Here is an 18,010-nt window from a genome sequence, read left to right as displayed (position 1 = left end):
GGCATGGGAGGAAGGGCGAGCAGTCGGCATATGGAGGCAGCTCATCCGTTCTGATGAGGGTTCAGCTGCACAGGATCGTTACGACGCCAAAAACCCCAACCCTTACACCCACCCAACCCCAGAGGAGCAGTAGAAAATGTCACGAACAATTGAAAGCATTGTCGCCAGCGCAACCGCAGCACGCGCTCTCCGAGATGCGGGCAAGCTTGCATGGCCATACAAAGTGTTCGCGGTGCGTGACCCGGCCGAGTCGTTCGAGGTCAACCGCAACGCTTTCGCATGGGCGCTGAAAGCTTCGAACTGGTTCCGCGCGAAGGGCGGCGAAGACTACACGAACGAGTTGTGGCAGCTCTGGGACGAGATCAAAGACGCCGACGACGTTGACCACTTCGATGCGGTTCTCGACGCGCTTTACGACCTCGCAGACGAAGACCGATGCTGGATCCGGTTTGAAGCCCCCGCTACCCCAGAGGAGACACCGTGAAGTGGTATCCGCTTGACAGCATCCGCTACGGCCACCGCGACAAACTCGCTGAGGGTGGCCTCGTCGCTTACGACTTCAAAGCCTGGCGGGTGATCGAAATCCGCCCGATGGATGACGAGTCACGTATCTCGGTCAGGTTGCGCCCGGTAGCAGACGACTGGACAGCGCTTGGGCGGAATGACATTCACCTGTCGGCGGGCAAATATCACCAATTCGACCGACTCCCTGAGCACTACTCGGTGTGTGTGAAATGCGGCGACATTCAACCCTGCCGGGAGGTGACCGCAGAACGTGATGCTGCCGAGGCAATGGAACGCGCTGAACGTTACGACGTGTTCCTTCGCTGCCCTGCCTGCCTCGAAACGGTCACACCACGGCAGAAGCAAATCTCATTCCAAGAGAACGTGGTTGCGATTCTCGGCCCGATGGTCACGTTTCATCTGCGGTCGAAATGCCAAGGGTGGGCCGTCGACTACGAGAAGAAGTGGGCGAAAGTCACGGGCGGGAAGATCACGCTCAGTTGTGAAGGCCACCAGATAGGCCACCATGACGGCACAAGAACGTGCTTGAACATCGAGTGCCCATCACCATCTGAGGCCACTCATGGACGCTACAGCGCCTGCTGGGTGATGAACGCGGCGTGCAACCGGCCTGAGTGCATGGCCGTGATTGACGAGTACCTCACAAAACGCGAGGCGAAGCATGCGTGACCGCCGTATCCGTCTTGTCAGCATGGTCGGTGGTGGTGTCGAGTTCCGGGTGAAACCGAAAGACATCGCAGACCTGACGAAGGCCGATATTCGTAAAGCCGCCGACGACTGGCGCGTACAGATCGGTGAACCTTTCCTCGCCGGCGGGAGCTGGCATGTACCCATTCAAGGAGCGACTGATGACTGACCTACTCGACGCCGTGCAGAATTTGACTCGACCGACGAGATCGAAGGTGCTGCAAACCAACACGGCAGGCATCCAATGCTTGAGTGACGTGGAACAGTTACCACTACTCGTGCAGCTTGAGGCTGCAATCAAATCGTCTATGGGAGGCGCATCCACATCGGGTGCGTCTCTTGCTTTTGAGGGGTCGATGCTAAACACTGCCGCCCTGTTCGAGGCGGTGAAGATCGGTTCGCAAATCAAGTCGTGGTGCCGCGATCAAAAGTTGTTGCCAACGAAGAACATGGGCACAGACCTAGACGCTTGGTATGTGGCGACACTCCGCACCGAGCACGCCACCGAGTGGGAGACGTGGCATGTCAAGACGCTCAGCTCGTGGGCGGCCCGTATCCGCAACATGCTCGCACCGCCACGAGAGCGAGAGCACCCCGAAGCGTGCCCTGTTTGCCTCAGCGGGGATTGGTGGAGCCCACGTGACGGCCTGCGCTACCTTCACCCGCTCGTGACCTACTACAGGCTTGACGACGAGGAGATGCTGGTGGACAACGCCAGGTCGCTGTGTCGTGCATGCGCGGCAACATGGTCACCGCGCGAGCTGGCATTCGAGCTTGAAGCTAAGGGGCGAAACACCGAAGCAATTATGTAGCGAAACTTTACGATCTGTGATTTAATTGTAGTCACGCGGCACAATTGCGCGAACTTCTGGAAAGGCCCTCTGCTAACGCGGGGGGCTTTTCGCATTTAACTTCCCGCGAAGCAGTCCACACTCTCCCAATGAAACCGGGCTCGACTTTCGCGGGTCACACTTCTGGTAGCTGTCGTGCACACGCAACGGCTCGCTTGCAAGGCCAGAAGACACACGAAAGTCCCGGTGTTCCACTCCCGACGGGGATAGCGAGAACTCAAAGGCCGACATACAGGCAATGTCAACGCCGGGCAAAATTTATGCAGGTTCGACTCCTGCACACTCAGCGAAGCACAGCTAAGGCGGCGGCAATGATGCCACTCACGATCTGCTCCACCGACCAGACACACCTAGTCTCATCACGGGATCAGTACGTGAAGCTCGGGTACCGTACACGCCTCGCAGTGGGGACGTTGACGGTGTTCCTCTCCAAGGGCGTGCACCCACGGCATGCAGGATGCCCGAGGTTCTAGGTGCGTGAAGCTTTCTTGCCGATGATCGCATTCACCCGAGACCTTGTGAGCCCTGTCGCCTGACCAATAGCGCTTGGCCCGATACCAGCCTTCGCAGCCTCACGCATTCGCAGATCCCTACCAAGCGTGTTGTCGGTCAGGATGGCTTGTGTATCGCGTACGGAGTCGGCCCAATCGGTCAGCTCGGCTAGTTTCACATCGATATCCATGCGTCAATAGTACAGCACGCAGGACGTTTGATGTAGGCTTAGACGCATGAGCACAGAGACCATCTGGAAGCCGATCCCAGGGCACACGAACTACGAAGCCTCCACCCTCGGCAGCATCCGCGTAACTACCCCCAAAGGGCTCAAGCAACTCAGGTTCGGTCGCAACACCTCAGGCCACCTCACAGCGCCGATCAAAGACGACCAAGGCGTAACGCGCAAGATGTACGTTCATCGCCTCATCGCACTCACGTTCCTCGGTCAGCCAGCACAAGGCCAAATCGTCTGCCACTACGACGACAACCCCGCAAACAACGCTCTAAGTAACCTTAGGTGGGACTCATACCGGGCAAACTTCGTAGACATGGTACGCAACCGCAGGTTCGACCACCTACTGACCCAGTAACACCCAGGAGCGCCATGCGCCGATCACAAGTCACCCGAGATGACTACGTGGATGAAGAAAGCGCACACATTACAGAGATCACCAAATGTTCCAGTGAACCCTTCCCATGGCTCACGTACGCGATCAACACCACCGTCGGTGCAATCTTGCTCACCATCGGAATAGTCGCAACAACCCACTCATAACTGAGTCGTGGTCGGCGCGGCTACTTGAGCGGCTGAATCCTCTGTAACCCCGCGTGTTTGAGGCTGTGGATAACTGGCACAGCAAACACTCATGACCGACTAAGCAGACTGCCAGATCGGCACGTGTTGACGTAATTGCAGTTATCAGCGTTATTTCGACACAGAGCTTTCCCATTGGTGGACTGTGGATAACCCGAGATGTCCAACCGGTGTGGTCACGGCGACAACCCAAGCTTACTGCAGGAGCGCTGATGAGTGACGATGTTGAGTGGACGCCGGCGTTCCCAGGTCAGCGTCCACCGTTCCAGCCGGGCAACAAGCTCGCCGTCACACACGGCACCTACAGTCCGGCCCGTGTCGACCCTCTAGCCCATGAGTACATCGCAGAGGTCATAGCAGACCCAGCAACCGCATACCTAGGGCAGGCACGGTTCAGCGCTGCCCTATGGTCATGGGCTACCGCACAAGCCAAGGTACAGCTACTTACCACGTGGGTCGACGGCATGGACATCAGCGTCTCAGGCTCAGCCAAGGCAGGCCAGACCTCACCCCTCGAGCTGCTACGCAAGTGGATGGCAACAGCACAGACGTGGGCTAGCAGGCTCGGCCTTGATCCGTTATCGGCGGCACGGCTGGGCAAGGACGTAGCGCAAGGACAGCAAGCATCAGCAGCGACGATCCTCACCGAGCTTCGCACTCAGGCTGAGGCCGGCAGGACACCCCCACCCCCCCAGGATGGTTGACGGTCGGGCCCGGTATACCCCGAAAAATATCAAACGTGTTTCTCGTTTTCACTTTCCCCTCGAGTGTCATGTCGTCATTCCCCTCTGGCAACGTCTGCGTATGCCTTTGTGCAGCTTTTCTTCCCGGTTTGGCTAGTTAGTACGTTCGAGTATTCCTGTGGCTTTAGAGCGCCGTTCTCGAAGGTGTATTCCCCGCTGGTGTAACGGCAGCACGGTTGGTTCTGAGCCAACTTGACGAGGTTCGAATCCTTGGTGGGGAGCGTGGGTAACCGGGTGTCGGGTAGCTCCCGAAGGATGGCCCCGTGTGGTGGACGGCTCTTAGCGGGGCAAGGTCGCCACAAAATAATTCGAACGCTTCGCGTGGTCAGGGGGCATGTTCCGTGACCACGTATTCTCCGGCGACCGATCCTGGCGCGTTTGCGGATGTTTTGCTGGGCGAGCCGATGTGGGATTACCAGTTGGCGTTTGCGCGGTCTTCGGCCCGGTTTCGGGTTGTGGCTGCGGGGCGGCAGGTTGGTAAGTCGCGGACGTTGGCGAAAGTGTCTTTGTTTGAGGCGTCTACTCGTGCTGGGATTCTGATTCTGGTGGTCTCTGCTGGTGAGGAGGCCGCTAAGCGGCTTTTGGCGGATTGTGTGGCGTTGGCGTCTCGGTCGGAGTTGTTGCGCGGGTCGATTATTGATGACGGCAAGTCGTTGTTGACCCTCTCGAATGGTTCAACGATTCGGAGCGTGCCGGCGTCGATTCGGCAGATTCGTGGTTGGCCAGTTGATCTGCTGATCATTGATGAGGCTGGGTTTATTGATAATGAGATTTGGGATGCTGCGTTGCCTGCGATTATTTCGCGGCCTGGTTCCCGGGTGGTTGTTGCTTCGTCGCCGTGGGGTTCGTCTGAGCATTGGTATCGGCAGTTGTGGGCGCGGGGTATGGATGCGCCGAATGAGAATTATGAGTCGTGGCAGTGGTCGTCGTATAACTCGCCTCTTGCGGATAAGGCTCTGCTGGATGAGTTGAAGGCGTCTCGTACGGCTGAGTGGTTCGCCCGTGAGGTTATGGGTGAGTTCACTGAGGACTCTGGCGCGTTCTTCGGGCAGGCCGAGCTGATGGATGCTGTTGCCGATTACGAGTTGTGCGCTCCTGAAGACCTCGAGTGGTGGAGTGATCGCAGGTATGCGGCTGCTGGCGGTGTCGACTGGGGTTACGCGCATGACGCGAACGCTTTGACGTTGGTGTCAGTTTTGGAGGATTACGGGCTGAACCGCGGCCTTCTGGGCAACAAACTGGTGCTGTTCATCCCATGGTTTGAGTACAAATACCGGTGGGCGTACACGGATTTCATCGAACGGGTTGTGGAGACCGGCAAACGGTACTATCTACCGGTTGTTGCATCTGAGGTGAATGGGGTTGGGCAGTATCCGACAACGATGTTGGGTGACAAGTTCGCTGAGGCCCGCCTTTTTCCTGCTGTCGCCCCGGTTGTGACCGATATTCGCCGTAAGCAGTCGGGTTTCGGGATGATCAAGGGCCTTCTGCAATCGAAGCGTCTTGTGCTGCCTCGTGACCCTGAACTTCTCAAGCAGCTCCGCGGGCTCGAGTTCGAACAACTCCCTGGCGGTTCAATGCGGATCTCGGTCCCTGATCGTGTTGGCCATGACGATGTTGCGATGTCGTTCATGCAGGCGGTGTCGGCTTTGCGGCTTGATGGTGCTGTTCGCCCACATGAGGTGTTCGGGAACGCCGTACCTGTTCCTGTTGATCTTGAGACGGTGATGACAAAGAACGGCTTGACGATTCCTGTCCATGCCCGCCCGGTCGCATTTCATCGTGACGCTTTTTCGTATCCGAAGGGTTCCGAGTCCGGTGAGGGCTGGTAGCTCCATTTCTTCGCCCCGTTTGGGGTTCTCTACGTAGCCGCCCGGAAGGGGTGCCATGCCTCTCCCCATCAGCGACCCGAAAGCAATTTGGCCTCCCGAGAATCTGACCCCCATTTTTCAGCACATGCGCCAATGGTCGGCGTGGTACTCGAACGAGCTTGCGACGCTGCAGTTGGCATACGGTGGCGGTGTTGCGCAGGACTCTACCGGGTTCTTCGCATCGGACCAGGGCGGTTTCAAGGCGACCGTTGGTCGTACGCTGCAGCGGTGGTTCGTTGGCCAGCGAACGTTAGGCCCGAACCGTAACGAGAAACTGCCTGTCCCGATCGCTGCGATGATCTGCCAGGCCGTCTCGGACTTGTTGTATGCGGAACCGCCGACATTCACTGTTCGTATCGACACCGACAATGACGGTAATGGTGCGTCTGCATCCGAAGCGAACCCGACGCAGGAACGCCTCAATCAACTTGCCGACGACATGCTCTACGGAACTCTCGCGCAGGGTGCCGAGCTCGGGGCCGTTCTGGGTGGTCACTTTCTTCGTGTGGTGTGGGACATGGCTGTTATCCCTGATCGACCATTCTTGGACGTGGTGGATGCTGATCAGGCTCTCCCCGAATTCCGTTGGGGTCGCCTCGTTGCTGTGACATTCTGGCGGGTCATCGCGCGCGAGGGTAATACGGTGTGGCGTCACCTCGAGCGACACGAACTCGACACTCGCGGATACGGTGTCATCATCCACGGGCTTTATGAGGGCGAAGACGACAAACTCGGCATCCGCGTGGACTTAGCTTCACGCCCCGAAACGTTCGCGCTGTCCGTTCTCACGCAGGCGTCTGCGGTCGCCGGCCAAGTCGATTCGATGTCGCCCGGCCTTTGTGTTGAGTACATTCCGAACCTCGGCCCGAACCGGTTGTGGCGCACGGACTCTGTGGGCCGGTATTTGGGCCGCTCAAGCCTTGACGGCGTAGAACATCTGATGGACCAGTTGGCGGAAACGCTCTCTGACTGGATGCTCGCACGCCGTTCAGCCCGCGCGAAAGTGTTCTACGACAAATCGTTGACGTCATCTGCTGGCCCCGGTCAGGGTGCTGTGATCGATCTTGACCAGGATGTTTTCGTAGGCGTTTCGGAGAAGATCTCTGGCCCGAACGTGAAAATGTCCGACAAAATTCAGGTTCTGCAGCCCACATTCAACACGGCAGAGTATGAGTCCACGGCGACGATGCTCATTCAGCAGATCCTGCAAATGTCTGGTTTTGCTTTGCAAACTTTCGGCTACCTGCCGTCTGGTATGCGTACACAGGCTGACACGACTGCAACTGAGATTGAGTCGCGCGAACGGCGCACGTTCCTGATGCGCGGCCGGGTGATTCGTACGGCGATCCCTCACCTGTCGTCTGTGTTGTCCAAACTGCTCGCGGTGGACCGGGTTGTGTTCGGTACCCCGAACGTGGACGCGCCTATCTGGGTTGAGTTCCCCGATTCTGTTACCGAGTCGCAGTTGCGTTTGGCGCAGACGGTGCAAACCCTGTTCACGGGCGAGTCGGCGTCGCGGATCGAACGTATCAAGATCATGCACCCTGACTGGAACGACGACATGTGGGACGCCGAACTCAAGCTTCAGGAGAAAGAGTTCGCGGCCCCCACAGTCGTTGACCCGATGGCGGTTCCTCCCGAAGCTCCGGTGGTGAGCGGTGACGGATCAGCAGCCGAATGATGATCACACCCTCGAGGTCATCCTTGCGGCGCTGTCAGCAATTCTGTTGGCAACATTTCTTGAGGCCGAGACGGCGCTGATCAAAACTTTCGCGGCAATGATCGCAAAGTACGGTGTCGGCGACTTGTTGCGGTTCAAACTGCGTCGCGCTGCCGCTGAAACATCGGCTGGTTTGGCGTCTAATACTCCGGCGTTGGTGGAACGGGTCATAACTCGTGCCGCGCAGGATGGTGCTGCGGAGGGTGTGATCCCGAAAGGGCTCACCCCGCCACGGTTCTTCGATGAGACGCACGCGGAACGTTCCGCACGGGCGATTCGCGAGGATCTGCTGGGGAAACTGAACTCATTGAGTGTCGGCATCACCCGGTTCGCGGACGACATTTACAAGTCGGTGGCTTCCGATGCTGCACTCGATCAGGTGCAAGGGCTCACCCCGGCGTTGTCTCAGGCGAAAGCGTACAAGGATCTCACCCGCAAAGGCGTTGAGGGGTTTACGGATTCGCGTGGCCGCAATTGGTCGCTATCTGCGTATGTCGAGATGGCGGTCAGAACAGCCTCACAGCGGGCCTACAACGTCTCACATCTTGATCGGATGCAACAGGCCGGTGTGCAGTACTTCACGGTCTCAGATGACGGCCACCCGTGTCCATTGTGTGCTCCATGGCAGGGCGAAATCTTGACTGCTGGTGCGCCTGACGAAATTGCCGCGTCAACGATCGAAGAGGCAACCGCGGCAGGACTGTTTCACCCGAATTGTCGCCATATTCTCGTCGGCTACTTCCCCGGCGTGACGGAGATCCCGCCACCTCACGTGTGGAGCGCCGACGATCAGGCCAAATACGACGAATCGCAGAAGCAACGAGCACTCGAACGTGGTGTGCGGGCAGCGAAGCGCCAACTTGAGGGCTCTTATACCCCTGAGCAGACGACCGCAGCGAAGTTCGCGGTTCGGCAGGCGCAGGCCAACATGCGGCAGTTCATTGACCAGACGGGCCGTGTGCGCATTTCACGCAGAGAACAACTCAATTTGGGCAACTAAGGAGCCTTTCATGACCTACACCCTTACGTACGACAAGCCGGATGGTAATTACCATCCGGGAGAGACGATCACAGCAACCCTCACGAACGACGCTGCACCGCAGCCGCTCACTGACAGCCCGATCTTCAGTGTCGGCAATGAGCAGGTGCAGGCCGTTCAGATTCAGATCGTCCCGCAACTCCCCGAGATTGTGCTCAGCGACTCAGTTCTGTCATGGGCTGTGGTTTCGCAGGATCAGAACACCATCGTCCTCAGCGCAATCGTTCCGTAACCAACACAACTTGAAAGGCCCCGTCAACTCTGGCGGGGCCTTTCGCATTTAACGCCCGTCTGGCACGGGTTTCCCCCACCACCGAAAGAGCCTGGCGCTCGAAGGAGACAAACCATCATGACCGACGCACCCGCAACCACCACCGCACCTACCCCAGCCGCGCCTGCCCTAGATGCGGTAACACCCACCGCGCCCGTTGTGACTGCCCCGGTAGCTGAGAACGTCGCAGACCTCCCCGCATGGGCGCAGAAGGTCATCATCGACGCGCGCAAAGGCGAAGGCGACCAGCGAGTGGCCGCGAAGACTGCCGCTGAGAATGCGCAGAAGGAACTCACGGACAAGCTCGCCGTCGCGCTCGGGATCAAGCCTGATGCCGCCGCCGACCCTGCCGCGCTCACTGCCTCGCTCACTGCTGCGCAGGCCACAGCAACCCAGTCGGCCCGTGAACTCGCGATCTTCAAAGCGGCCGCAGCGACCGGTGCCGACCCGTCGCGTCTTCTCGATTCCAACTCATTCATGTCTTCCGTTTCAGGGCTGGACCCTGCGGACGGTGCAGCCGTCACAGCTGCGATCACGGCGGCTGTTGCTGCCAACCCAAATCTCAAAGCAGTCCTGGCGGCTGGCGCGAGTGGCGTGGAACTCGGCGGGACCGGGGAGACAGGCCAAATCACCGAAGCGCAACTCGCGCAAATGAAACCCGAGCAGATCGCAGCAGCCCACAAAGCGGGCAAGCTCGCGCATTTGCTCTAACCCCGAAAGGACACAATCGTGTCAATCAACCGCTTTAGGCCGGAAATTTGGAGCGCGAATCTTCTCGTCGCGCTCCGTCAGAACCTCATCTACTCTGCGTTCATCAACCGTGACTACGAGGGGGAGATCGCTGAAGCTGGCGATACCGTTCGCATCACGTCGATCGGTCGCCCCACGATCAGCAACTACGTGCCCAACAGCACCGTGATCGTTCCCGAGCAGGTCAACGACTCGCAGCGCACCCTCGTGGTCGACCAGTCGAAATACTTCGCGTTCGCGGTCGATGATGTTGACCAGCGTCAGGCGAAGGGCAATGTCATCCCGCAGGCGATGGATGAGGCTGCTTTCGCAACAGCCAACGTCATCGACCTGTACCTGTCCTCGTTCTACACGTCGATCCAGCAGAGCAACCAGCTCGGCGCGATCACCGTCAACTCGTCTACGACCCCGACTGACGCCTACGACAAGGTTCTTGTCCCGCTGAAGATTCGGCTCGATAAGGCGAATGTGCTTTCGCAGTCGCGTTCCGTTGCGATCTCGCCCGACCTGCATGGCTGCCTGCTCCGCGACAACCGCTTCATCAAGGTCAACGAGTCCGGCACATCCGAAGGTCTGCGAAACGGTGTTGTTGGCCGTGCTGCAGGGTTCGACATTCTTCTGTCGAACCAGACCCCCACGACGGGTTCTGACTCGGTTGTGATCGCCGGTAATGACCGTGCCATCACGTTCGCTGAGCAGATCAGCAAGGTTGAGGCTTACCGGCCCCAGTCGTCGTTCTCCGACGCAGTGAAGGGCCTCTGGCTCTACGGTGCCAAGGTTGTCCGCCCCGACTCGCTGGCGAGTGCTCTCGTCACCGTCTCCTAAGAAAGGTTGGTGTAGCTCATGGCTCGCGTAACTCTCACTCCCACCGCCCTCACAGGCGTCACCTCGGCTGGCGCTAACGCTACTGCCGACCCTTCTGGTACTGCCTCTGTGGCTGGTGCTGGTAACGGTTTCACCATCTCATACACCGGTTCGAAGGTTGTGCTGCTCCGCGTCTCGAACGCTTCTGGTGGCACTGGCACTGTCTCTGTTCTAGGCGGCAGCCAGCCTCTCGCCGTCTCGGGCGGACAGGGTGCGGCCACCGCATCGATCGCTACTGCTGGCACGTCATGGATCGGCCCGTTCGAGTCGGCGCGTTTCGCCCAGCCTGACGGTTCGTACACGATTGAGACTTCGGTCATCATGACTGTCACGGCGTTCACCATCGATGGGCGGCAGTCGGCCTGATGTCTAAGACGGTTCACATCCTCGGGGAGGGCGGCGTCATCTTCGCGATGGCGTTGCCTCTTTCCGAGCCGATTGAGGATCGTCTCCTGAGGGGGTACCTGAAGCGTGTGAACGCGGACGGTACCCCCTATCAGGAATCGGCGATCCGGGAAAAACCGACACCCTACGCCTCAAAAGCTGAGTGGGTTGGTTGGTCAGTTCATGCCTCCCAGCAGACTGATTCACCGATTACCCCTGATGACGCTGAGGCGTTGACGAAAACGGATCTGATCGAACTTTACGGTCACTGAGAGGGGTTCTGATGACTTTCTATGGTGACTTTGTTGTACCTGCCGCGTTAGCGTCTCCGACTGATTTGGCGGCGTGGACTGGTGCGGCTGCCCCGGCGAATGCGGCGAATCTGCTGCGGTCTGCCACGATCCTCGTTTTGGATGCCACCGAGTCTGCATATTACGCAATCGACCCTTTGACAGGGTTGGCGACGAATGCGCAAACGAAGCAAGCGTTGAACGATGCGACGTGCATTCAGGTTGCCGCATGGTTGGCGTTCGGGTATGACCCGCTCAGTGGTGGCGTGATGGTTGCTGGGGTGGCGTCTTCGTCTGGTATTGGTTCGGCGCGCGAGACGTACGCGGATGCGCTGTTTGCTGCGCAGGCGAAAGCGGATGCAGTGACCGGGCTGGTTCCTGAAGCTACCCGCGTATTGCGGCGTAAAAACCTTCTCGTTCCTCAGGCTTGGACGTTCGGATGATCTCCCGATTTTTTGTGCACACGGTCACCGTTGAGACGTTCCTTGGGCAGACAGGTTTAGGTGCCGACACTTTTTCCGCGCCTGTTATTCTCGCGCCGCCCATCGGATGCCTAGTGGAGAACCAGACCGTTCTTGTGCGTAACGGTGCAGGCGAAGAAGTCGTGTCCTCCACCCAGATTTACACCTACCCAGGCACCTCGGCATTGTTTGCGCCTGACTCGCGGGTTACCACCACTGACGGTCGCACGTCACGGGTCATCACGACTAGCGACAACGGATTCGGTTCACCTGTCGACCACACGGCTGTAGCACTCAAGTAGGGGGCCAAAATGGCTGGTTTGGAGTGGGACGCTTCTGATTTCCTTTCCATGCTCGCCGGGGTAGATGCAGGAGTCGCTGAAAGGTCGCTCCCCGCGCTACTGAAGGCCGCTGAGCATGTCAGGGGCGTGTCGGTGGGACTAGCACCCATTGAGACGGGCGATCTGCGTGGCAAGGCGGCAGTGAAACCTGATGGCGAATCCGCTGAGATCTACTACCCCGGCCCGTACGCCCGCAATCAGCACTACTCGCTTGACTTCCGGCACACCGAGGGTCAAGCGCTGTACCTCGAGCAGCCGATGCTCACAGAAAAAGACGCGGTGATGAAGATCATTGCCGATGAACTTGGGGGCGCATTCTGATGAGCGTCAACTCTGTTCTTCTCGACGGACTCGCGAAGTTCGCTGCATCCGCAAATATTGGCTTCACGTACACCCCAAATGGCCTGTATTCGGCATCCCAGACAGGCATTTACGTCGTAGCCCTCCCCGACAAGCCCGACCGGGCTATGACGTTGACGGCGGTGAATCAGGGCGACGATATCACGAACGCTTTCGGGCAGGTGATGGTGCAGGCCCGGTTCCGTGGACTTCCAAACCAGCCGCTCGATACGGAGAACCTCGGCGATTCTGTGTTCGATGTTTTTCATGGCACCACGAACCTCATCTTTGGCGGGGTCACGGTCGTGCAAATGAACCGGCGCGTGTCTATCCCGATGGGTCAGGACGCGGCGAAGAGATTCGAGCGAGTCGATCAGTACTACCTCGACGTGTCCACCCCGACGACCACCAACCGCCCTGCTGGCGGCTCGTGGTGACCTTTTAGACCACCTCCCCCACAGGTAGCCGCAACCGCGGCCTTCCGACCCCTCGGCATCCGTCTTGGGGCTTTCTTTCATGCCCTGATGCCTTTAGGAGGCAACAATGTCTGTCGCTCTTGCGCGCCGATTCCGTGTCGATATTTCCACCGACAACACCACGTGGGTGAAGTACGGCGGTATCACCGACTTCGCCTCAACCGAGAACCCGACCACTCAAGCCGCCGACACGTACGACACCAACGGTTTCAACGGTTTTGAGAAAACCATGACCGGCTGGCAGAACGTCGTCAAGGCACTCATGCCAACCACGGCGGGAATTCCGTCTGACCCGGGCCAGCTTCTCGCCGACCAGACCCGATTCCAGTTCGGTTCATTAGCTCGTCTCTACACGCGCTGGTACGACCGTAACGGTGGACTCGACGCTTGGACGGGTATCGCGCTCGTTGACTGGAACCAGTCGAAGACGGGTGTTGCTGATATTGACGAGGTGACGGTGACATTCAAGGGTGACGGTGCGTTGACTCGCATCTCCAACCCGTTCAATGCTCCTGTCGTTCCTGTCGTCACGTCGGCTTCACCTTCTGGTGCTGCGGCTGGTGCCCAGGTCACCATCGGTGGTTCGGGATTCCTGACCACCATGGCGACGACCGGTGTGAAGTTCGGCGGGGTCAACGCAAGCTCGTGGGTCATCATTTCCGACAGCGTTCTCGTCGCAATCATGCCGACCGGTTCTGCCGGCTCTGCGCCTGTCACCGTCACGAACGGTATCGGCACCTCGAACGCGCTGGCATACACCCGCTCGTAACCGCAGTCTCCTGGCCGGCCCTGTGGGGATGGGGTCGGCCAGGTTATCCCCGATCAAAGGAGCATCCTCATGGCTTTACGCCCGTACGAAGAGTTCGACGTTGACCCGCTCGTGTTTCCTTACAAGGAGGCCGAGTACGTGTGCCCGCCGTTGAGTATCACCGCTGGTTTGAAGCTGGCCGAGATGCAACGCGACAGCGAATCGGAGGCGGCACAGCAGGGCCCGGTGGAGTTGTGGAAGATGCTGCTCGGCCCGCTCTGGGATCGGCTGATAGAAGATGACGTGCCTGAACAGTTCGCGACTCGATGCGGGCTAACGGCTCTCGCCGACTACCAGTATGGCCGCAACGTCGCAGAGGCTACATGGGAGGCCGGTGTCGACCCAAAAGCGCTAGCCGAACTGGTGATCCAGAGGGCGGCACAGGCGAACAGGGCTACGCGCAGATCGCAAAGTACGGGTGGGGCGACCAAGACCCCATCACGGGCGCGTTCGAAGGCTACGACCTCCCCAAGCAGTTAGCGAAGCCTGCCGGGAAGCCGGTTGCGGTCACAGACATCATCGATGTTTGGCCGACCGTCGTGTACTCGTTCACCAAGCTCGGCGTCGATTTTGAGCGCGAATTTCGTACCCGTACGTGGCGATGGTTCTTGGCTCATATCGCGGGGATGCTCAGTGACCCCGATTCGCCCCTTGGGCAACATTTCAGACCCGAAGACGAAACACCCACGGAGGCAGTGAATGGCTAACGAGGGCGCAACGACTGTTGGTTCTATCAAGGGAATCCTTGATCTTGACCGGGCGAAGTGGATTGAGGCTATCGGTCTGACGCGGCGGGATGTCGCCGAGTTGGGCCAGATGCAGCCGACTATCCGGGTTGATGCGAATGTTTCGGAAGCGTTGGCCGCGATTGAGGCTGTCCATGTTGCTGAGGCGGGGTTGGGCAGTTCCAATGCGAACGTCACCGTGCGCGGCTCTTCGGCTGGTGCTGTTGGGGCGACCGCTGCGGCTACTGCTGCAGAGCGGGCGCATGGTCGTGCTGCCGCTGAGGCTGCCGCGTCGGTGGCGCTTCTTGACCGGGAGCAGGACGCGGCATCGACTTCGGCCCTTCGTGAGGCTGTGTCTCAGGACGTTGTTGCGGGCGCTTCGAACAGGGCTGCGAATGCGAATCAGAACAACGCGGGCCAAATCACGACGATCATCGCCGCGGTTGCCGCCCTTGTCCCTCTCGCGTCGCCTTTGGCTGCGGGCGCTATTGGCATTGCTGGCGCTCTGGCTGGCATGGGCGCTGCGGGCGTCCTAGCGATTTTCGGCATCAAAGCCGCTATGGCGGAGGGTTCCGCTGAGGGCGTCGCGTATTCGTCGTCGCTCAAGACTCTGAAGTCTGATTTCAATACTTTGGCGCAAACGTCGGCTGTTCAGTTCCTTTCCTCGTTTCAGCAGATGACTGCTACCGCGAACAATGCGATGCCTGTTCTGAATCATGAGATTTCGCAGTTCTCGGGTCTGCTTGGGCGTACGACGGTGAACCTGTTCTCGGGTGCCGTTACTTCGCTGATCACCTTGAATCCTCTGCTACTCACGGCTGGTGCGTACATTGAGGGTCTGTCGGCGAAGTTCCGGGCATGGACGTCTGGTGGTGGGCTCGAGAAGTTCACCGCTTACGCGATGCAGAACCTTCCCACTGTGGAGGCGGTGCTTGGTGCCCTGGCTACAGCGGTGATGCACATTCTTGAGGCTCTTGCCCCGATGGGTGCGGTGGGTCTCACTGTGCTTGGCGGGATCTCGAACGCGATCGCTTCTATCCCGGTTGAGGTTCTTGGGGCGCTGATCTCTGCAATCACGTGGGGCACTCTGGCGTTCAAGGCGTGGGTGTTTGTTACACCCATGGTGGAGGCTATCAGTGCTGCACTCACGGCTATGGGCGTCTCGGCTGATATCGCTATCGGCCCGATCGGTTGGGTTATCGCTGGTGTTGCCGCTCTGGCCGCTGTAGTGATTTCGTTGACGGCGGCGAACAACACTGCCACTCAGTCGCAGGTCGACTATACGGCTGCGATCACGGCTGACACGGGCGCTATTGGTGAGAACGTACGGGCTAAGGCTGCCCGTGCGCTACAGGATGCAGGCGCATTCACTGCGGCTCAGAAGCTGGGCATTTCGACGCAGACCTTGACCGAGGCCACTCTTGCTGATGGCGCTGCCCGCCAGCAGGTCACCGGCATCATAGACAAAGCTCGTGGCGTGCTTGAGGGCTCACTGCAAACCGGCGCGAAGGTGACCGCGTCGCAGGCTGCTCAGGCGGTAGCTGCGGGCACGGTGCGTGACGCGATGACATCGCAGTCGGCTGCAATTCAAACGCAGGTGCAACTGAATCAGCAGTACGCCGCTTCAATCCAAGACCAGACCGGGGCGACTCAGACCAACGCTGCTGCGGCTCGTGTTTCTGTCGCGGCATATCAGGCAGCTGCGGCGTCTATGGCTGGAATGGCTGACCAGACGCAGCAGACGACGGCGAAAATGTATCTGCAAAATGATGCTGCGGGTTTGTTGAAGCAGTCACTTGACCTGTTGAACGGTAAGGCGATCTCGTACGCGCAAGCACAGAACCAATTCGACTCTCAAATCGCATCAGTTACGTCTTCGCTGCAAGGCCAGAACGGAGCTTTGAAAGATGGGGCTGCGAGCCTCGATTCGAACACAGTTGCGGGCACGGCGGCTCGCGGTGAGCTGCTAAACCTGACGACTTCGGCGCAGGCGACCGCGCAGGCATTCCGTGATCAGGGCGGGTCTGCGCAGGACACCGAGAACAAGCTGAACGACATGAAGCGGTCGATTGTGGATAACGCTGTCGCCCATGGTGAGAACCGTGATGCGGTACAGACGTACATCGACAAGATCTTCGCTATCCCAACCTCAGTGCCGCCGACAAAAGTTGAGGTTGATAACGCTGCAGCTCTCGCCGCCATTCAGGCCACGAGGGATGCGATCAACTCGTTGCCTGCTTCGAAGTCGATTCACATTTCGACCGATAACACGGTGACGTACTCGGATGCTCGAGACACCGCGGCGGCGGGCACGAAAGCGTTCGGTGGCACTATCGAACGTCACGCAGCCGGTGGAACGTCGGGTGGTACGGCGTACGGCCCCGGGTCAGCGTCGTCTGACTCGATCCACACGCTTCTGTCCGCTGGTGAGGAAGTCATCTCGAACCGCAAGGGGCAGGCGACAACATGGCGGCCAGTGCTGAAGGCGATCAACGCAGGAATGCCGTTGCCGTCAGTTGCCTCATCTAATGCCACCGGCACGCAGTCCCAGGCACCGAGTGAGCGACCTATCTATATGGATGGGACGCTGTTCGGGGTGATCAGGCAAATGGCGAACGGTGAAGCCCAGTTGGTTGTCAACAAGGCCGCAGCTCAACGGCAGGTTGCGTTGTCTGCGGGCTTGAAAGCGACGGCCCTCGCATGATGGTCAATGGAAGGGGTGCCTGAATGCCATACGCGCCAACACTCACCCCTTTCGTTGACAACAACCCTGCTGCGAGGGTGCTGGTCAACTTCCCCACTCTCGCAACGGGTACGCAGACGATCAATGTTTCGAAGATCATCGAAGGTCGCACATACAAGGTGCGCGGCGGTGTAAAACTGTTCGCCGTTGGCACTGCGGCTGTGATGGATTACGAGACACCTCCGGGTGTGACGATCACGTACCAGGCTGAGCAGTTCGATGTGACCGGTGCGTCGTTGGGGTTCACCTCGACAACTTCTATCGGTTTGAACTACACGGATGCGCTAATCTCTCAGCCCCTGAATCCTGGGTTGGTGGTGAAGGTTCGAATTCTTATGGATTCGGCCAATGACATCGTGCGGCCTATTCCCGGGCAGGTCGTTTTCTCTGAGGGCGGCACGGTCGGTCGGATGATCGGCGGCAGGCGTCACGGCATCACCGGAATGCAGCTGAACGTGCGCCTGTCGAGCCTGGCCGATGTTGCCACGTTTGAGCAGATGTTCGGCAGCTACTCCACGGACTACCCCGCCGTGCTGTGCATCAGGACACCGCCACCGTTGCAGATCCCGCGCCTATTCTTCGCAGCCTGTACGGAGCCTCACCTTGTCATCGGCGGCGTCAACTCGTTACTGACGTACCAGATGAGTGTCACTGAGGTTCTGCCACCGGCCCCGGGTCTGGTTATTCCTCTTCTGAGGCGCGAGGACATCGACGCAGCCTATGCAACACGTTCCGCACGAGCTGCGGCGTACGCGACCCGAATTCAGCGCGATAACGACTACAGCAAGGCCGGTTTAGCTGGCTGATAGGGGG

22 protein-coding genes are annotated in these 18,010 nt (G+C 59.0%); 21 read left to right on the top strand and 1 reads right to left on the bottom strand.

From position 1 onward, the window contains the following. Nucleotides 1-136: 136 nt before the first annotated feature. From D4765_RS14495 to D4765_RS14480, 4 genes are read left to right on the top strand one after another with little or no spacing between them, the layout of a single operon-like run. A complete protein-coding gene (locus D4765_RS14495) occupies nucleotides 137-484 on the top strand; it encodes a hypothetical protein (protein WP_136643017.1) in 348 nt (115 codons plus the stop codon). Beyond that, nucleotides 481-1,194: a hypothetical protein gene (locus tag D4765_RS14490; protein WP_136643016.1), complete on the top strand. Its 714-nt coding sequence runs from the start codon at nucleotides 481-483 to the stop codon at nucleotides 1,192-1,194. The genes D4765_RS14495 and D4765_RS14490 overlap by 4 nt, the downstream gene beginning before the upstream one ends. Beyond that, nucleotides 1,187-1,381, top strand: coding sequence for a hypothetical protein (locus D4765_RS14485; RefSeq protein WP_136643015.1), 195 nt, complete (start codon nucleotides 1,187-1,189; stop codon nucleotides 1,379-1,381). The genes D4765_RS14490 and D4765_RS14485 overlap by 8 nt, the downstream gene beginning before the upstream one ends. Further along, nucleotides 1,374-2,024 (top strand): DUF7341 domain-containing protein, encoded by a 651-nt coding sequence (locus tag D4765_RS14480; RefSeq protein WP_136643014.1) that lies wholly within the window; start codon nucleotides 1,374-1,376, stop codon nucleotides 2,022-2,024. The genes D4765_RS14485 and D4765_RS14480 overlap by 8 nt, the downstream gene beginning before the upstream one ends. 508 nt (nucleotides 2,025-2,532) lie before the next feature. On the opposite strand, the gene D4765_RS14475 is transcribed toward D4765_RS14480, so the two are convergent. Then, nucleotides 2,533-2,745, bottom strand: a complete 213-nt coding sequence (locus D4765_RS14475; protein WP_136643013.1) for a hypothetical protein — start codon at nucleotides 2,743-2,745, stop codon at nucleotides 2,533-2,535. A gap of 46 nt (nucleotides 2,746-2,791) precedes the next feature. On the opposite strand from D4765_RS14475, the gene D4765_RS14470 reads away from it, so the two are divergent. The 17 genes from D4765_RS14470 to D4765_RS14390 all read left to right on the top strand — a co-directional run bounded on the left by D4765_RS14470 (nucleotide 2,792) and on the right by D4765_RS14390 (nucleotide 18,003). Further along, nucleotides 2,792-3,148 (top strand): HNH endonuclease, encoded by a 357-nt coding sequence (locus D4765_RS14470; protein ID WP_136643012.1) that lies wholly within the window; start codon nucleotides 2,792-2,794, stop codon nucleotides 3,146-3,148. A gap of 436 nt (nucleotides 3,149-3,584) precedes the next feature. Beyond that, nucleotides 3,585-4,076, top strand: a complete 492-nt coding sequence (locus tag D4765_RS14465; RefSeq protein ID WP_136643011.1) for a hypothetical protein — start codon at nucleotides 3,585-3,587, stop codon at nucleotides 4,074-4,076. 380 nt (nucleotides 4,077-4,456) lie between these two features. Continuing rightward, a complete protein-coding gene (locus D4765_RS14460) occupies nucleotides 4,457-5,947 on the top strand; it encodes a terminase large subunit domain-containing protein (RefSeq protein WP_136643010.1) in 1,491 nt (496 codons plus the stop codon). Between the two features lie 55 nt (nucleotides 5,948-6,002). Continuing rightward, entirely contained in the window at nucleotides 6,003-7,667 is a 1,665-nt protein-coding gene (locus D4765_RS14455; protein ID WP_136643009.1) for a phage portal protein, read from the top strand. Next, nucleotides 7,645-8,706 carry a phage minor capsid protein gene (locus D4765_RS14450; protein WP_136643008.1) on the top strand — a complete coding sequence of 354 codons (1,062 nt, stop codon included), beginning with the start codon at nucleotides 7,645-7,647 and terminating at the stop codon, nucleotides 8,704-8,706. Before D4765_RS14455 ends, D4765_RS14450 begins: the two co-directional genes overlap by 23 nt. Before the next feature lie 10 nt (nucleotides 8,707-8,716). Next, a complete protein-coding gene (locus tag D4765_RS14445) occupies nucleotides 8,717-8,977 on the top strand; it encodes a hypothetical protein (protein ID WP_136643007.1) in 261 nt (86 codons plus the stop codon). A gap of 117 nt (nucleotides 8,978-9,094) precedes the next feature. Beyond that, nucleotides 9,095-9,727: a hypothetical protein gene (locus D4765_RS14440; RefSeq protein WP_136643006.1), complete on the top strand. Its 633-nt coding sequence runs from the start codon at nucleotides 9,095-9,097 to the stop codon at nucleotides 9,725-9,727. A gap of 18 nt (nucleotides 9,728-9,745) precedes the next feature. Then, the gene (locus tag D4765_RS14435; RefSeq protein ID WP_136643005.1) at nucleotides 9,746-10,591 is read left to right on the top strand and encodes a major capsid protein; all 846 of its coding nucleotides are present in this window, start codon (nucleotides 9,746-9,748) and stop codon (nucleotides 10,589-10,591) included. An 18-nt stretch (nucleotides 10,592-10,609) separates the two neighbouring features. Continuing rightward, on the top strand, nucleotides 10,610-10,996 hold the full coding sequence (locus D4765_RS14430) for a hypothetical protein (RefSeq protein ID WP_201799326.1): 387 nt from the start codon (nucleotides 10,610-10,612) through the stop codon (nucleotides 10,994-10,996). Further along, nucleotides 10,996-11,286 carry a hypothetical protein gene (locus D4765_RS14425; RefSeq protein ID WP_136643004.1) on the top strand — a complete coding sequence of 97 codons (291 nt, stop codon included), beginning with the start codon at nucleotides 10,996-10,998 and terminating at the stop codon, nucleotides 11,284-11,286. Before D4765_RS14430 ends, D4765_RS14425 begins: the two co-directional genes overlap by 1 nt. Nucleotides 11,287-11,297: 11 nt before the next feature. After that, nucleotides 11,298-11,747, top strand: coding sequence for a hypothetical protein (locus tag D4765_RS14420; RefSeq protein ID WP_136643003.1), 450 nt, complete (start codon nucleotides 11,298-11,300; stop codon nucleotides 11,745-11,747). A gap of 329 nt (nucleotides 11,748-12,076) precedes the next feature. Next, nucleotides 12,077-12,427, top strand: a complete 351-nt coding sequence (locus D4765_RS14415) for a hypothetical protein (RefSeq protein WP_136643002.1) — start codon at nucleotides 12,077-12,079, stop codon at nucleotides 12,425-12,427. Then, complete coding sequence (locus D4765_RS14410) at nucleotides 12,427-12,882, top strand: phage tail terminator protein (RefSeq protein WP_136643001.1); 456 nt, start codon at nucleotides 12,427-12,429, stop codon at nucleotides 12,880-12,882. The genes D4765_RS14415 and D4765_RS14410 overlap by 1 nt, the downstream gene beginning before the upstream one ends. Before the next feature lie 106 nt (nucleotides 12,883-12,988). Further along, nucleotides 12,989-13,690: a phage tail tube protein gene (locus tag D4765_RS14405; RefSeq protein ID WP_136643000.1), complete on the top strand. Its 702-nt coding sequence runs from the start codon at nucleotides 12,989-12,991 to the stop codon at nucleotides 13,688-13,690. Nucleotides 13,691-13,759: 69 nt separating this feature from the next. Then, complete coding sequence (locus tag D4765_RS14400; RefSeq protein WP_136642999.1) at nucleotides 13,760-14,209, top strand: DUF7426 family protein; 450 nt, start codon at nucleotides 13,760-13,762, stop codon at nucleotides 14,207-14,209. Between the two features lie 219 nt (nucleotides 14,210-14,428). After that, nucleotides 14,429-17,158, top strand: coding sequence for a hypothetical protein (locus tag D4765_RS14395; RefSeq protein ID WP_136642998.1), 2,730 nt, complete (start codon nucleotides 14,429-14,431; stop codon nucleotides 17,156-17,158). Between the two features lie 77 nt (nucleotides 17,159-17,235). Further along, nucleotides 17,236-18,003, top strand: coding sequence for a hypothetical protein (locus D4765_RS14390; RefSeq protein WP_136642997.1), 768 nt, complete (start codon nucleotides 17,236-17,238; stop codon nucleotides 18,001-18,003). The last annotated feature ends 7 nt before the right edge of the window (nucleotides 18,004-18,010 follow it).

Source organism: Subtercola vilae, from assembly GCF_004923255.1.
GTDB lineage: Bacteria > Actinomycetota > Actinomycetes > Actinomycetales > Microbacteriaceae > Subtercola > Subtercola vilae.
This window is presented reverse-complemented; position numbering and strand designations above follow the sequence as displayed.